This window comes from Streptomyces sp. NBC_01217, assembly GCF_035994185.1.
Lineage (GTDB): Bacteria > Actinomycetota > Actinomycetes > Streptomycetales > Streptomycetaceae > Streptomyces.
In genome coordinates this window covers 3,080,905-3,096,370 of sequence record NZ_CP108538.1, presented here as the reverse complement: position 1 = coordinate 3,096,370, position 15,466 = coordinate 3,080,905, and the positions used below count along the sequence as shown (strand labels likewise).

The 15,466-nt window shown below is 69.6% G+C and carries 12 protein-coding genes; 3 read left to right on the top strand and 9 right to left on the bottom strand.

Annotation, left to right across the window (positions count from 1 at the left end):
* Positions 1–62: 62 nt before the first annotated feature.
* The 4 genes from OG507_RS13570 to pepN form a co-directional block, all read right to left on the bottom strand.
* Complete coding sequence (locus OG507_RS13570) at positions 63–1,091, bottom strand: aspartate-semialdehyde dehydrogenase (protein ID WP_327367448.1); 1,029 nt, start codon at positions 1,089–1,091, stop codon at positions 63–65.
* Positions 1,092–1,295: 204 nt separating this feature from the next.
* The gene (locus OG507_RS13565) at positions 1,296–4,595 is read right to left on the bottom strand and encodes a S8 family serine peptidase (protein WP_327367447.1); all 3,300 of its coding nucleotides are present in this window, start codon (positions 4,593–4,595) and stop codon (positions 1,296–1,298) included.
* 207 nt (positions 4,596–4,802) lie between these two features.
* Positions 4,803–5,861, bottom strand: a complete 1,059-nt coding sequence (locus OG507_RS13560) for a hypothetical protein (protein WP_327367446.1) — start codon at positions 5,859–5,861, stop codon at positions 4,803–4,805.
* A 375-nt stretch (positions 5,862–6,236) separates the two neighbouring features.
* Positions 6,237–8,852 (bottom strand): aminopeptidase N, encoded by a 2,616-nt coding sequence (gene pepN / locus OG507_RS13555; protein WP_327367445.1) that lies wholly within the window; start codon positions 8,850–8,852, stop codon positions 6,237–6,239.
* Between the two features lie 132 nt (positions 8,853–8,984).
* Between pepN and OG507_RS13550 the strand changes: the two genes are divergently transcribed.
* Positions 8,985–9,635 (top strand): mycothiol-dependent nitroreductase Rv2466c family protein, encoded by a 651-nt coding sequence (locus OG507_RS13550; RefSeq protein ID WP_327367444.1) that lies wholly within the window; start codon positions 8,985–8,987, stop codon positions 9,633–9,635.
* Positions 9,636–9,690: 55 nt separating this feature from the next.
* Here the strand turns inward: OG507_RS13550 and OG507_RS13545 are convergent, their stop codons facing one another.
* Positions 9,691–10,224, bottom strand: a complete 534-nt coding sequence (locus tag OG507_RS13545; protein WP_327371961.1) for a DUF4240 domain-containing protein — start codon at positions 10,222–10,224, stop codon at positions 9,691–9,693.
* A 79-nt stretch (positions 10,225–10,303) separates the two neighbouring features.
* On the opposite strand from OG507_RS13545, the gene OG507_RS13540 reads away from it, so the two are divergent.
* On the top strand, positions 10,304–10,771 hold the full coding sequence (locus tag OG507_RS13540; protein WP_327367443.1) for a GNAT family N-acetyltransferase: 468 nt from the start codon (positions 10,304–10,306) through the stop codon (positions 10,769–10,771).
* Here OG507_RS13540 and OG507_RS13535 read toward each other — a convergent pair.
* Positions 10,758–11,978, bottom strand: coding sequence for an MFS transporter (locus tag OG507_RS13535; RefSeq protein WP_327367442.1), 1,221 nt, complete (start codon positions 11,976–11,978; stop codon positions 10,758–10,760). The two genes, OG507_RS13540 and OG507_RS13535, sit on opposite strands and share 14 nt — an antisense overlap.
* Before the next feature lie 61 nt (positions 11,979–12,039).
* On the opposite strand from OG507_RS13535, the gene OG507_RS13530 reads away from it, so the two are divergent.
* Complete coding sequence (locus OG507_RS13530) at positions 12,040–13,020, top strand: ArsR/SmtB family transcription factor (RefSeq protein WP_327367441.1); 981 nt, start codon at positions 12,040–12,042, stop codon at positions 13,018–13,020.
* Here OG507_RS13530 and OG507_RS13525 read toward each other — a convergent pair.
* The 3 genes from OG507_RS13525 to OG507_RS13515 all read right to left on the bottom strand — a co-directional run bounded on the left by OG507_RS13525 (position 13,007) and on the right by OG507_RS13515 (position 15,322).
* Complete coding sequence (locus OG507_RS13525) at positions 13,007–13,849, bottom strand: MOSC domain-containing protein (RefSeq protein WP_327367440.1); 843 nt, start codon at positions 13,847–13,849, stop codon at positions 13,007–13,009. The genes OG507_RS13530 and OG507_RS13525 overlap by 14 nt on opposite strands.
* Entirely contained in the window at positions 13,846–14,496 is a 651-nt protein-coding gene (locus OG507_RS13520; RefSeq protein WP_327367439.1) for a CatB-related O-acetyltransferase, read from the bottom strand. The genes OG507_RS13525 and OG507_RS13520 overlap by 4 nt, the downstream gene beginning before the upstream one ends.
* A 184-nt stretch (positions 14,497–14,680) precedes the next feature.
* The gene (locus OG507_RS13515) at positions 14,681–15,322 is read right to left on the bottom strand and encodes a superoxide dismutase (protein ID WP_327367438.1); all 642 of its coding nucleotides are present in this window, start codon (positions 15,320–15,322) and stop codon (positions 14,681–14,683) included.
* Positions 15,323–15,466: the final 144 nt, after the last annotated feature.

The window sequence follows — 15,466 nt, the reverse complement described above, 5'->3', positions numbered from 1 at the left end:
GGCGTACGGAAAGGGGCGGCCACCGAGCACCGGTGGCCGCCCCTTTCCGTACGCGTCGGGCGTCAGCCGTTCAGCTCCGCCGCCACCAGCTCCGCGATCTGTACCGCGTTCAGCGCCGCACCCTTGCGCAGGTTGTCGTTGGAGACGAAGAGCGCGAGGCCGTTGTCCACGGTCTCGTCGACCCGGATCCGGCCGACGAACGAGGCGTCCTTGCCCGCCGCCTGGAGCGGGGTGGGGATCTCGGAGATCTCGACGCCCGGGGCGTCCTTCAGCAGCTCGTAGGCGCGCTCGACGCTGATCGGACGGGCGAAACGCGCGTTGATCTGGAGGGAGTGGCCGGAGAAGACCGGCACCCGGACGCAGGTGCCGGACACCTTCAGCTCCGGGATCTCCAGGATCTTGCGGGACTCGTTGCGGAGCTTCTGCTCCTCGTCGGTCTCGAACGAGCCGTCGTCGACGATCGCACCGGCCAGCGGCAGCACGTTGAAGGCGATCGGACGCTTGTAGACAGCCGGCTCGGGGAAGTCGACCGCCCCGCCGTCGTGGGTGAGCTTGTCGGCGTCGGCGACGACCTTGGACGCCTGGCCGTGCAGCTCGGCGACACCGGCCAGACCGGAGCCGGACACCGCCTGGTAGGTGGCGACGGTCAGGGTCTGGAGGCCGGCCTCGTCGTGCAGCGGGCGCAGCACGGGCATCGCGGCCATCGTGGTGCAGTTCGGGTTGGCGATGATGCCCTTGGGCCGGTTCGCGATCGCGTGCGCGTTGACCTCGGAGACGACCAGCGGGACCTCGGGGTCCTTGCGCCAGGCGGAGGAGTTGTCGATGACGACGGCGCCCTGCGAGGCCACCTTCTCGGCGAGCGCCTTCGACGTCGCGCCACCGGCCGAGAACAGCACGATGTCCAGCCCGGAGTAGTCGGCCGTCGAGGCGTCCTCGACGGTGATCTCCCGGCCCTCCCACTCGATCGTGGAGCCCGCGGAGCGCGCGGAGGCGAACAGGCGCAGCTCGTCGGCCGGGAACTTCCGCTCGGCCAGGATCCTGCGCATGACTGTGCCGACCTGACCGGTGGCGCCGACGATTCCGACCTTCACAGGGACTCCTTCAAACGTACGGACTGGCACGGTTGCCGCTCCATGATGCGTATGGGAACGGCTTCCTTGTCCAATCCATTGTCCGCGCTGCGGACAGTGCCCGCCCGGCCGGGCACGGAGCAGTGGGGTGGGTGCTCCGGAGAGCACCCACCCCACTGTCGTACGGATCACACGGCGACCGAGGTCACCGCTGCGGAGTCACCGCTACGGCGTGACCTTCTCGATCACGACGCTGCCGGTGCCCGCCGCGGTCCCGCGGCTGTTCACCAGGTGGACCTCGCCGAAGAACTGCCGGCCCTCGGGGGCCGCCCCGGCGACCGAGACCTCGGCACCGATCTGGGCCGAGGCGCCGTTGGCCAGGTTCACGGCCTTCGACTCGTCGACAGCGATCGTGCCGAGCGACGGTGCGTAGTACACGTCGCGGTAGTCGTACGTGGTCGTGCCGGCCGGGACGTTGTAGCCGTCGATCACGATGGTGTACGTACCGGCGGCGGGCTTCACCAGGCTGACCGACTCCTCGGAACCGGCCGAGGTGGACGAGCCGACCTCGGTGGCGCCCTGGTAGACGTACAGGTCGATGTCTGCGTTGGCGTCCGACGTGCCGCCGATGGCGACGTCCAGCTTCTCGACGCCCTCACCGATGGTGACCGTGTACTCCTGCTCGTCACCCGTACTGATCGACGGAGTGTCGACCTTGGCCGAGCCCAGCGAGCCGCCCTTGAGCGTGCCCTGCAGGTCACCGGCGTTGTTGGTGACCGTCCAGTTCACCGCTGCGGGCGTGCCGACCTTGGCCTCGGCGATGGTCTGCACCGCCGGGTCGAAGGTCGCACCGAGCAGCGAGACATCCAGCTTGTACGGGTTGTCCAGCAGCGGCGACGTACGCCGTGCCTCGACCTCGATCTCCCAGACACCCGGGGCCGGACTGGCGTACGAGCGCACGTCCGGGCGGCAGGTGTTGGCCGGGTTCTCGTAGTTCGGGTAGCAGAACGGCGTACCGCTGTCCTCCATCGCCACCCCGTAGGGGTGGATGGAGATGAAGCGGGTCTGGCTGCCCGAGCGCAGCGCGCTCATCGCGACCTCAAGGGTCTTGGCACCCTCCGGCACGGTCACGAAGTACGACGTGGTGCCGTTGCGCTGCACCGAGCCGGACGCCTTGAACGCGTAGCCGGGCTTCACGAGCGGCGTGGAGACGACGACCGTGGAGAGGATCTGCTGGTCCACGCCGACGGTCCTGCTGTCGTCGACCTGGAGGATCGCGCTGTGCACGCCCGCGCTGCGCGGCTTTGCCTGGACCTTGACGGTGACCGGCTCGCCGAGCGGCAGGGAGACCGTGTCGGAGCCGGTCAGCTTGAACGTGCCGTCGTTGTTCTTCCACGACAGCTTGTGCTTGACGGCCTTGTCCGGACCCGTGGTGCGGGTGATCGTGACGTCGTAGGACTTCTGCTGGCCGGCCTTCAGGCCGCCCTCGCGGTCGTACAGACCGGTACCGAAGCCGGGGGTCTTCAGCGCGAAGTCGATCGCCGTGTCGACCGGGGCCTTCACGGAGTACTCGTGCGCCGGGGAACCCTGCTTCTCGATCTGCTTCCACGCGCCCACGATGTTGATCAGGCCGGAGCCCTGGGCGTGCGCGGGCACACCCTCGATGTGGGTCGCGGTGCTGGTCAGCGCGGTACGCAGGTCGGCCGGCGGCAGCTCGATGTGCTTCTGCTTCGCGGCGGACAGCAGCAGCGCGGTCGCACCGGCGGCCTGCGGCGAGGACATCGAGGTGCCCTGCAGCATGGAGTAACCGGCCGGCAGGCTGTAGCCCGCCTCCTTGACCGGGCCGCCGGGCAGCCAGGTCTGGGTGGTGTTGATGGACGCACCCGGGGCGGTCAGGATCGGCGCGAAGCCGCCGTCCTCACGCGGACCGCGCGAGGAGAAGGGCAGCATGTCGTACTTCTTGGTGACGTTCGAGCCGTAGTTGGCGGCCCAGGTCTCCTTGGAGATGGACGCACCGACCGAGATGACGTGGTCGGCGAGACCGGGGTCACCGATGGTGTTGACACCCGGGCCGTCGTTGCCGGCCGAGATGACCAGCTGGACGCCGTAGATGTCGATGAGCCGCTTGTAGAGCTCCGCGCGGGCGTTGTTGCCGTCGTTGAGCGGCGGCAGGCCACCGATCGACATGTTGACGACATCGACACCGCGGTTCACGACGAGGTCGATCATGCCCTCGGTGAGCGCGATGTTGGTGCAGCCGCCGGACCAGGTGCAGGCACGCGAGGAGACGATCTTCGCGCCGGGCGCGGCACCGTTCATCTTGCCGCCGAACAGGCCGTTCGCGGAGGTGATGCCCGCGACGTGGGTGCCGTGCTCCGACTCGATGACGCCGATGTTGACGTAGTCGGCCTTGTCGCCGGCCGCGTTGTAGACGACGTCCTTGCGGGTCTCGACGACGAACGGAATGCGCTCGACGACCTCGGTCGCCGGGTTGTCCGTGCCGAAGTAGCCGACCTGGTGGCCGTCCTTGTACGGCTTCATGACGGCGTCGTTGGTGAAGTTGCCGTCGTTGTCCAGGTCGACGCGGGCGGTGCCGGCGACCGGGTCGTAGAGCACGGCCCAGACGTCGGTGGTGTCACCGTCGCGGTTCAGGTCTCCGGCCATGTCGCCGCCGCTGGTGGCGGACTCGGAGAAGAGCTGGATCTTGTACGAGCCGTCCGGCGCCGAGTAGGTGCGGCCGCCGATGGTGAAGGTCGGGCCGGTCACCGATGCGGTCATCCGCAGCCAGGTGCGGTCGCCGTCGCTGACCGGGTCGGTGGCGGTCACCCAGTCGACGATCTTGCGCTCGCCGGTGGTGGTCTTCTGGAGCGCCGGGTGACCGAGGTCCACGCCGGAGTCCAGAATGCCGATGGTGATGCCCCGGCCGTCGGCCTTCGGGTGCTGCTTGACGAAGTCGACCGCGCCCGTCTCGAAGGACGGGTTGTACGGGTTCTTCGCCGGGGTCTTCTTGCCGGGCGCCGGGTAGCTGCCCGTGGACTGCGTCCTCGCCCCGGCGGCCCGGTCGGCCGTGGGGGTCGGGTCGTCCAGCTTGATCTCCTGCTCGAGATCGATGCCGTGGACGGACGACAGCTTGGAGGCCGCCTTGATGGTCGCCTCGGCGGACGCGGTGGGCACGGTGGCCCGTACGTAGCCGAGCTTGTCGTACGCACGTCCCAGCACGGACCCCTTGACGGCGTCCAGTTGCTTGGTGACCTGCTCGGTCGCACCGGGGGCGGTGGCGACCATCATCGTGACGTTCTTCTCGCCCTTGGCCTTGGCCTTGGCCAGAACGTCGGCGTCGGCCGTGCCGAGCTTGTCGGCCGCGGCGGAGTCGGCGGCGGACTTGACGGGAGCGGGGTCGTCGGCGGCGAAGACCGGGGCGGCGCCGGTGGCGGCCAGTGCGGCCACCAGGCCGGCGGCAGCCGCCACTCGGGCCACGCGTCTCGCCCCGGCTATGGAACTGGGGGACTCGGAGGTCATCAGCATCCCTGAAGTGGAAGAGAGAGTCCGGAATTCGGTACCGGATGACCGCTCACCCTTTCGTAAATGACAGGGGTTTGTGGAGAGTTGAGGGGAGTGAGATGTGGACATGGCGGAATTCCGCCAGTGGGGATGATGTGCCAGAAGGGGCGAAACGCCAAATAAGTTCCTCCTGTGCCTGTTCTCGGTGGTCCCGGCCTCGGTGGCCCGTCCTCAGCGGGGCAGGATCATCACATACGCGGCCGGTTCACGATCGGCCGCCGCCATCAGGGCCGTACGCACCACGACGGCCTGCTGCTCCTTCGCCTCGCGGAGCTTGTGCGGCGAGAGATGGACGACGGTGACGCCGAGCCGCTCCAGGTGCTCGCGCTTGGCCGCGTAGGCGGACCACTGCGCGTCGTGCTCCTCCTGGCGCCGCTCGTCGTCGAGCCTGCTGTGCCGGGGCGCTCTGGTGTCGAGCACCACGGCGACGGCCTGCTCGGGCCAGTAGGCGTCCACCCCGCCCAGATGCGGGCCGCCGGGCAGTCGCAGGTCCACGTTCCAGAGCGGCTCGGGCAGTCCGTACGACCGGACCATCTCGTACAGCCGGCCCTCCGCCAGCGCCCGGCCCTCGGCGAGCAACGAGTCGACGGCGTTCACCACATGGGGGCGGCCCAGCAGCTTCGCCCGGCTGAACTCGCGTACGACGGCGGCCGGTTCGCAGTGCCCGCCGCGGACCGCCTCGGTGAGCAGACGGCGTACGGCCGGGGCGTCCCCGAGCCCGGAGACCGCGTCCGCGAGCGCCCGCTCCACCGGGGCGACGGGCAGACCGTGCACCTGCTCGGGGCGGGGCGGCTCGGAGGCCCGCACCAGATGAACGTACCGGACCGAGCGCAGCCGCCGGGTGCGCGGCACCAGCACATCGATCCGCTCCGACGACGCGGGCGCCGGTGCGGCCGTGAACCCGTACAGGGCGAGCGCGGCAAGCCCGGTGACCATGGCCTCGCCGTATCCGGCCTCCGGTTGCGCGGGAATTCCTCTGCGGCCGGGGGCCGGTGGCCGGCCGGCGTAGAGCAGTGCGGAACGCAGCCGTTCCTCGCCGGTGGGCGGTCCCGGGTGCAGGACGTACACGCCGGGCAGCGGCCGCTGCCAGGGCCCACCGGCCCTGCACAGCGCGGCGGCCTCCGCGGCGGACACACCGTGTGCCCTCAACTGAGCTGAGGACAGCACGCGTTGACGGACCTCGTCGGCGATACGGAGGTGACAGGGGGAGAGCGGGGTGTTCTGGGTCATGTTCCGGGGTTTCCCGCATGCGGTCGTGCTGCTAACCCCTGTTACACACCCGTCGACAATTCAGGACAACGCCGTCCTAAAGTACGCACGTTCGACAACCGAAAAGATCCGACCCACCCCATCCGCCCCCCAGCCCGTCCAGCGCTGGAGGACGGAACCGCAGCGGGGTTGCCGAGCGCCTTCATGTGGCACCTCGCCCTGGAGGGCCGGACATCCAAGCCCACCCCGGCCATATATCCAGCCCGTGCGGCGTTTGAGGACGGAACCGTTGCCGGGTTGCCGGGCGCCCTCATGGCCCCGCCCCGGACGGGCCGGAAAATCCAGCCCGTCCGGCGTTTGAGGGCGCCGCGGACGTGCGCAGCCCAGCCGCACCCGTCAGACCCCGGCCCCCGCTGCCGCCGCCTCGTCACACCCCTGTGCCCGCAACGCCCGAGCCAGATCGTCCCGCGCCTCCAGCACCAGCCTCCGCAGCGCAGGCGCCGCATCCGCATGCGCGGTCAGCCACGCGTCCGTGGCCGCCAGCGTCGAAGGATCGTCCTGAAGGGCCGGGAACAGCCCCCGCACCACAGCCATCCCGATCTGGATCGACCGCTCGGCCCACACCCGCTCGATCGCGTCGAAGTACTTCTCCGCGTACGGCGCCAGCAACTCCCGCTGCGACGACTGCCCGAACCCCGTGATAGTCGCCTCCACCAACGCGTTGGACAGCGCCTCCGACTCCACGACACCCGCCCAGGCCTGCGCCTTCACCGCAGCCGAGGGCCGCGAGGCCAGGCACCGCACCTGGTGCCGCTTCCCGGACGCCGTGTCGTCGCGGGCCAGTTCGGCATCGATCACCGACTCGTCGGCCACCCCGTGCGCCGCCAGCGGGGACAGGAACGCCCACCGCAGCTCCTGGTCGACATCCAGCCCGTCGATCCGCGCCGAACCGTCGAGCAGCCCGGACAGCAGCTGGAAGTCCGCGTCCGAATCGGCGACCGACGCGAAGAACCGCGCCCACGCCAGCTGGTGCTCGCTGCCCGTCTCGGCGGCCCGCAGCTCGCCCAGCGCACCCTCGGCCAGCGCCCGGCCGCCCTCCTCACGCCACTCGGGCGCCGCGTAGTGCACGAGCGCGGTCCGGGTCCAGGCGTGCAGCATCTGCAGGACGCCGATGTCGGACTCCCGGCCGGAGAAGGCCAGCACGAGCGAGACGAAGTCCCGGGCCGGCATGAGACCGTCCCGGGTCATGTTCCACAGCGCGGACCAGCACAGCGCCCGCGCCAGAGGATCGGTGATGTCACCGAGGTGCTCCCGCAGCGTGGCCAGGGACGCCTCGTCGAAGCGGACCTTGCAGTACGTGAGGTCGTCGTCGTTGACCAGGATCAGCTCGGGCCGCTCGGCCCCGGCCAGCTCCCCGACCACCGTGCGCGGCCCCGCCACATCCACCTCGGCGCGCGCGTACCGCACCAGGTTCCCGTCGGCGGCCCGCCGGTACAGGCCGACCGCGACCCGGTGCGGCCGCAGCTCGGGGTGCGAGTCGGCCGCCTCCTGGAGGACCGCCAGCTCCGTGATCCGGTCCGCCGCGTCGTACGTCGCCACCGGCGTCAGCGAGTTCACGCCCGCGGTCTGCAGCCACGACCGCGACCAGGCGCTCATGTCACGCCCGGACGTCTCGGCCAGGACGGACAGCAGATCGCCCAGCTGCGTGTTGCCGTAGGCGTGCTTCTTGAAGTAGCGCCGCGCGCCTTCCAGGAACGCCTCCCGCCCCACGTACGCCACCAGCTGCTTCAGCACCGAGGCGCCCTTGGCGTACGTGATGCCGTCGAAGTTGAGCTTGGCGTCCTCCAGGTCACGGATGTCGGCCGTGATCGGGTGCGTGGACGGCAGCTGGTCGGCGCGGTACGCCCAGGACTTGCGGTTGTTGGCGAAGGTGATCCAGCCGTCCTTGAAGCGGGTCGACCCGACCATGGCGAAGACGCCCATGAAGTCGGCGAACGACTCCTTCAGCCACAGGTCGTCCCACCACTGCATGGTGACGAGGTCGCCGAACCACATGTGCGCCATCTCGTGCAGGATGACGTTTGCCCGGCCCTCGTACGCCGCCTGCGTCACCTTGCCGCGGAAGATGTACTCCTCGCGGAACGTGACACAGCCCGGGTTCTCCATCGCGCCGAGGTTGTACTCGGGCACGAACGCCTGGTCGTACTTCCCGAAGGGGTACGGGTAGTCGAAGTTGTCGTGGAAGAAGTCCAGGCCCTGCTTGGTGACGAGGAAGACGTCGTCCGCGTCGAAGTGCCGGGCGAGCCCCTTGCGGCACATCGCGCCGAGCGGGATCTCCAGCTCGGTACCGTCGTCGAACGTACGGCTGTAGGAGTCGGTGACGTAGTGGTACGGACCGGCGACGACCGCCGTGATGTACGTGGAGATCGGCTTCGTCTCGGCGAACCGCCAGACCCCGCCCTCCCGCGACTCCTCGGCCCCGTTGCTCCAGACCGTCCACCCCTCGGGCGCCGTCACCTCGAAGCGGAAGGGAGCCTTCAGATCGGGCTGCTCGAAGTTCGCGAAGACCCGCCGCGCGTCGGCCGGCTCGTACTGCGTGTAGAGATAGACCTCGCCGTCCTCCGGGTCGACGAACCGGTGCATCCCCTCGCCGGTCCGGCTGTACGCGCACTGCGCGTCGACCACCAGGACGTTGTCGCCCTCCGGCAGCTCCTCCAGTGCCACCCGCGTCCCGTCGAAGACGACGGCGGGGTCGAGCGGCCGCCCGTTCAGCGTCACCGCGTTCACGCCCGGCGCCACCAGATCCGCAAAGGTCGACACCCCCGCCCGCACAGTGCGGAACCGGATCGTGGTCACCGAGCGGAAGGTCCGCGGACCGGAGGAGGTCCCGTCGCCGTCCCCGTCGGGCCCACCGACGGCGGAACGCAGATCGAGACCGACCTCGTATCCGTCGACGGTCAGCAGCTCGGCCCTCACACGGGCCTCGTCGCGGGACAGGTTCTCTCCGGGCACGAGCGCACTCCTTTGTGTCACGTTCGAATAGTTTGATCCTCCCATGCCGCTGCTCGGCCCGGCATTCGGGAATGGCCGGTGCGTCCTGAGGCGTTCTGCCGGTCAGGTGCGAACGCCCTTATGAGGAGAAACATGTCTGACAACAGCACGGCGACCGCCAAGACCCCCGCCGATTTCTGGTTCGACCCGCTCTGCCCCTGGGCCTGGATGACCTCCCGCTGGATGCTGGAGGTGGAGAAGGTCCGCGACGTCGAGGTCCGCTGGCATGTGATGAGCCTTGCCGTTCTCAACGAGGACAAGCTCGACGAGCTTCCGGATGAGTACCGCGACCTCCTGGAGAACAAGGCCTGGGGCCCGGTCCGCGTCGTCATCGCCGCCCAGCAGAAGCACGGCGACGACATCGTCGGCCCGCTCTACACCGCGCTCGGCACCCGCTTCCACAACCAGGGCGAGGGTCCCACCCGCGAGGCGGTCGTCGCCGCGCTCGCCGAAGTCGGCCTGCCGGCCGAGCTGGCGGACTACGCCGACTCGGACGAGTACGACACCGAGCTGCGCGCCTCCCACAAGGAGGGCATCGACAAGGTCGGCCAGGAAGTCGGCACCCCGGTCATTGCCGTCCCGGGCTCCGACGGCGAGCAGATCGCCTTCTTCGGCCCGGTCGTCACCCCCGCCCCGAAGGGCGAGGAGGCCGCGAAGCTCTGGGACGGCACGCTGATGGTGGCGTCGATCCCGGGCTTCTACGAGATCAAGCGGACCCGGACGCAGGGCCCGATATTCGACTGATCCCGGGGATGCGGGCTCCGCGAGTGAAAGACCGCGGGGCCCGTGCCGTTCCACCTCAGACGTACAGCGCGTCCAGCTTCGGCAGCCGCAGTGCCACCCGCTCCGCGTCGTCGAAGCTGAAGGCCCACGCCGGGTCCAGAGGCGGGTAGTCGATGGTGAACGAGCCCGTGGGCAGATCCTCACCCGTCACCGCCCGATGCGCCTCCCAGGCGATCCCGAGCATCCGCTCGCACTCCATCTCCCACCCCTCGGACGCCGCGGCCCTGATCACCGGCAGCTCGGCCAGCACGTCCGGATCGGCGACGACCCGCTCGAACACCTCACGGCCCTGCGCTATCAGCCAGCCCCGGAAGTACTCGAACCCGTCGTCGGAACACCCGCCGTTGACCGTGTACGCCGCAGCCCAGAGCGGAGCCTGGTAGGACGCCGCCATCAGGTCCCAGAACAGCTGCTGCGCGACGACGATCTCGTCCACGGGCCGGGCGGCGAGAAGCGCGGAGGCCCGCTCGGCAATGCTCTCCGCGTCCGCCGGGTCGCTGACCCGGGCGCGGGCGTCGGCGATCAGTTTCCAGAAGTCCGTGATGTCCATACGGTTCAGCATGGCGGAAGGGTCTGACACTCTCGGAAACGGTGGGCTGCGGAGGCAAGAGGAAGGGAATCCGGCGGGTATGGCGAGCACGAACATACGACCGGCACGCAGGTCCGAGGCCGGGGCACTGACCGAGCTGGCCCTGGATTCGAAGGGCCACTGGGGTTACGACGAGGAGTTCCTCGCCGCCTGCCGTGACGAACTCACCATGCGCGCGGCCGACATCGAGCGCCGCCGCACGAGGGTCGCCGAGGCGGGCGGCCGTGTCCTGGGATTCACCACCCTGGACGGCATCCCACCCGAAGGCGCCCTCGGCATGATGTTCGTCGCCCCGGACACCCTGGGAAGAGGCATCGGCCGACTCCTCTTCGAGCACACCATGACCGAGGCCCGCCGCCTCGGCTTCGTACGCCTCACCATCGACGCCGATCCGCACGCGGAGCCGTTCTATCTCGCGATGGGCGCGGTACGGATCGGGGCGACCCCGTCCGGATCGATCCCGGGCCGCGAGCTTCCACTGCTGGAGTTCTCCCTCACACCGCACTGACGCCCTGCCGGGCGCCGGGGCCTCCTTCGACGGGCCTGGAGGTTCGGTGCCCGGCTCGGCGATCGGCCCATGCCAGGGCCAGGGTGAACGCGAGGGAGGACGCCGCCATCACGGTCATGGCTGTCGCCGGTGAGGTCCGCTGGGCGATGGTGCCCGCGAGCGCGGCCGCGACGCCCTGCATGGTGAGCATGCCGGAGGAGTGCAGTCCCAGTGCCTGACCGGTGATCTCGTCCGGGGTGAGGGCCATCAGCCGCTCCTGGAACAGCAGACTCGCCGAGAACCCGACCGACGCGAGCGCTGCCAGTGCAAATGCCACGGGCAGCGCCGGTCGCGCAGCGAAGAGCAGATACGGGGTGGCCAGAAGCAACTGCATCGGCGTCGCCAGCAGCCCCCGCCGGTGCCGCGCGACGAACCGGCCCACCACGGTGTCCCCGACCAGCATCCCCATTGCGGCGAAGGCGAAGAGCAGCCCCGCCTGCTCGGGGGCGTAAGGGACGAACAGCGACTCGCAGCCGACGATCAGTCCGTTCGGCACCCAGAGCGCGAGATAGACACGGCGGCGCGGACCGCAGGACCACAGAACGGCGTTGGTCCGCCACGTCTGCGCGACCGACGGCCGCCCGGCGGTGCGCGGCGGACGCCGTGCCAGTCCGAACCGGGCGACGGCCGCACCCGTCAGATACAGGGCGGCGGCCACCAGCAGCGTGCCGCGCGCGGACAGCGTCGTCAGCAGCAGTCCACCGAGCGCGAATCCGCCGATCTGCATGAGACCGACGCACATGTTCAGTACGGAACGCCCCAGCAGATAGCCGTCCTTGGGCAGCACCTCATTGAGTAGCCCGTACTGCACCCCGCCGCCCACAGCAGCGATCACGCCCTCCATCAGGGTGATCGCGAAGACGACCGGCAGCGGAATCCCGGGGATGGCGAGGAGAGCGGTGGCCAGCCCGAAGGAGAGCGCCATGCCGGTCATCGCCGCCCGTGGCGGCAGCCGGTCCGCCGCCGACATCAGCACGGTCGCCCCGATCACCTGGGCGAGCGAGGAACCGAACATGGACAGCGCGGCGAGCAGCGGTGAGCCGGTCGCGGCGTAGACGAGGGTGCCGAGGGCCAGCCCGCTCATTGTCGACCCGGCGACCTGCACAGCACTGGTCGCGAAGAGTGGCCCGAACTGCGGCGTACGGAAGAGTTCCCGGTAGGTGCGCATGCGGGGAGTCTCAGCGGCTGTCCATGGCGACCGTTACTGTTTCGCGTGGAGGCGAAACATCATGGGCTGGTGGCAGATCAACGCGGACACTCTCGCCGCGAGCCGGTTCGTCGTCTCGCCGCTCGCCGAGACCATCTCCTCCCTGAACTCCCTGGAGACGGGACGGGCCGAGCATCCCGGTGACCGGGCCTGGCTCGATGCTCATGTGCCTGCCTACCGTGCGCGGCAGACCGCCGACCCGATCGCCGCCCGACTCGTACCGGCGGCCCTCGGCGGCAGCTGGAACGCGGACTTCCTCACCCCTACGCCGATGGGTGAGGGCACACCGTCCTTCGAGGAGGAGCTGATCCCTGTCCGGGGGACCTCTCCCGAGCGTGCACGAGCGGATGTGGAGGTGTCCGTGGGCGGCACTCTCCCGGCGCTCCTGAACCGCGACGACCTCCCGCAGCGCGCAGCCGACGTACTGGACTGGGTCTGGCAAAGGACCGTACGGCCCGACTGGCCGCGCCGTCGCCGGATCATCGAGGCGGACATCATCGCGCGCACCGGCCAGCTGAGCCAGGGCGGCTGGGCCGCCGCTCTGAGTGGCCTGCGCCCGGGCATGCGGTGGCTCGGCGGGAGCCGGCTCCAGATCAACGCGCACGACTACCCGCCGAAGCAACTGGCCGGTGTGCGCCTGCTGTTTGTGCCGGTCACCCAACGCACGGGCTGGGTGTCCTGGGACGACGACGCTCAGCGGTACGCGGTCGTCTACCCGTGTTCGGGAGCCCTGGCCGATGCCGGGCGGACACGGGTGCCCGACAGCCTGGGCCGACTGCTCGGCCCGGCGCGGGCGGCGGTCCTCGTCCTCCTTGCCAGCCCCAAGAGCACCACCCAGTTGGTGGCCCTGACCGGTCAGGGACTGGGGTCGGTGGGCCGCCACCTCAAGATCCTGCTGGACAGCGGCCTGGCCGCTCGTCGCAGAGCCGGGCGGTCGGTTCTGTACTTCCGTACGGACGTGGGTGACGCGCTGGTGGAGGCCGGGGTCTTCATCGGAGGGTGAGCCAGTCCGCGACCTCGACCACGTCCCCGACGGTCACCACGCCCTCGCGGACCACCGCGTTCTTCGCGCCGAAGCTCACCCTGTTGTTGTACTCCGGCTCGCGCCGGTACGTCGCGAGGGTCCGGACCGGTTCCGGGCCCTCGCGGCGGCCGGTCTTCTGGTCGACGAGCGGGACGTTGCACCGCGTCGCCCGTACCGAGTGGGCGAGTTCCGCCGTGCCGAGGGTCATCCGGCGTACCCGGTCCTCGAAGTGCGGCTCGTCGTTGCCGGTCAGGACGATGTTGGGGCGGAAGCGGTTCATCGGTACCGGGTCCGCGTCGCCCCGGGGGACGATGCGGGCGTTGAGGCCGTCGAGCGAGGCCGTCGAGGCGACCAGCACCGCGTGTGCGTCGGCGAAATTGACCTTGCCCGGGGTCTCGCCCCAGCCGTCCCGGTCGAAGCCGGGGGCCACCCGTACCAGACGGGACTTCGCGCCGAGCGCGTCGGAGAACCAGTCCGCGACCAGGTCCCCCTGATCGGCGGCCGCGCCGAGGGGGCGGTCGAACATGCTGACCTCACGGCGCGGACCGTTCCGGTCGACGTCCAGGCGCAGCGGCTCGACACCCTCGGCGCAGAGGGCCAACGCCGCGCCGCCGTCCAGGACTTCGACCCTGATTGCGGCCATCGAGGGGTGCGTACGCTGGCTGCGGAACGAGCCGTCCACCGCGTCCACCACCATGAACGTCCGGTCGTGATCGAGACCGGTCGCGGTGACCCGCGCGGAGTCGACCGTGATCCCGGCGCAGCCCTTGACCGGGTAGTAGACGAGTTCTCGAATGGTGATCGTCACGATGTCCCCTCCGGGGCGGCCGCTTCGAGGTCGTCGACGCTGCCGGACATGATGGTGCGGATGTGCCGGGTGAGGTGCTCGGTGGGCCAGTCCCACCAGGCCACGGCGAGGAGCCGGGCAATGGTTGCGTCGTCGTACCGGGTACGGATCAGCCGGGCGGGATTGCCGCCGACGATGCCGTAGTCGGGCACGTCACCGACGACGACGGACCCGGCGCCGATGATCGCGCCGTGCCCGATCCGTACCCCCGGCATCACCATGCAGTGGTAGCCGAACCAGACGTCGTTGCCGACGACCGTGTCGCCCCGGTCCGGCAGCCCGGTCAGCAGGTCGAGGTGCTCGGCCCAGGAGCCGCCCATGGTGGGGAAGGGGAAGGTGGACGGGCCGTCCATCCGGTGGTTGGCGCCGTTCATGATGAACCGCACCCCGGTCCCCAGCGCGCAGAACTTCCCTATGACCAGCTTCTCGGGGCCGTAGTGGTACAGCACGTTGCGGGTCTCGAACGCGGTCGCGTCGTCGGGGTCGTCGTAGTACGAGTACTCGCCGACCTCGATCAGCCCGGACTTCACCAGGGGCTTCAGCTGCACGACCCTGGGCCGGCCCGGCATCGGGTGAAGCAGGGCGGGGTCGGCGGGCACGGGGCTCATGACGCCCATCATCGCATTCACCTCGCGCGAGGTGAGTTTCTTTTAGGAACTCAATTTCGGCAGAGGGACCCGCGCCTGTCACGTCCAGGCGGGGGCCCCTCCTTCATCCGCCTGCCCGGTGAAGGTTGAGAAGACGATCACGAGGCAGGACGTACTTGGGGCTTTCCGGGCAGGGGCTTTCCGGTCAGGGGGCGAGCAGCAGCACGTCGGCGCGCTCCTTGGCGGCCGCGTAACGCTTCGCCACGTCCTGCCAGTTGACGACGGCCCACATCGCCTCGATGAAGTCGACCTTCTGGTTCCTGTACTGGAGGTAGAAGGCGTGCTCCCAGGCGTCGAAGACCAGGACCGGGACGGAGCCCTGGCCGACATTGCCCTGGTGGTCGTAGACCTGCTCGACGATCAGCCTGCCGCTGACCGGCTCGTACGCGAGCACGCCCCAGCCGGAGCCCTGCGTGGTGGCCGCGGCCTTCGTCAGCTGGGACTTGAATCCGGCGAACGAACCGAACGACTCCGTGATCGCGTCCGCGAGGTCACCGACCCCGTCCGCGGCGAGGGGCTCGCCGCCGCCGTCGCCGGTCATGTTGTGCCAGTAGATCGAGTGCAGGATGTGGCCGGAGAGATGGAACGCGAGGTTCTTCTGGAGACCGTTGATCGCTCCCCAGGCCTCCTTGTCACGCGCCTCCTCCAACTGCTCCAGAGTGTCGTTCGCGCCCTTCACATAGGCGGCGTGGTGCTTGTCGTGGTGGAGCTCGATGATCTGCGGATTGATGACCGGTTCGAGCGCCGCGTAGTCGTACGGGAGTTCCGGAAGCGTATACGTGGCCATGTGGTCGAACCCTCCAGCTGCTGTCCTGTTGTTATTGCAATCTATATGCAAGAGCAGGCTAACAGCAGGAGGATGCCTGAGCTGATCAGCCCTTTGGACCAGGACTCGGTTCGGCGCGTACCGCGCGATAAGTGGAGCCGTACC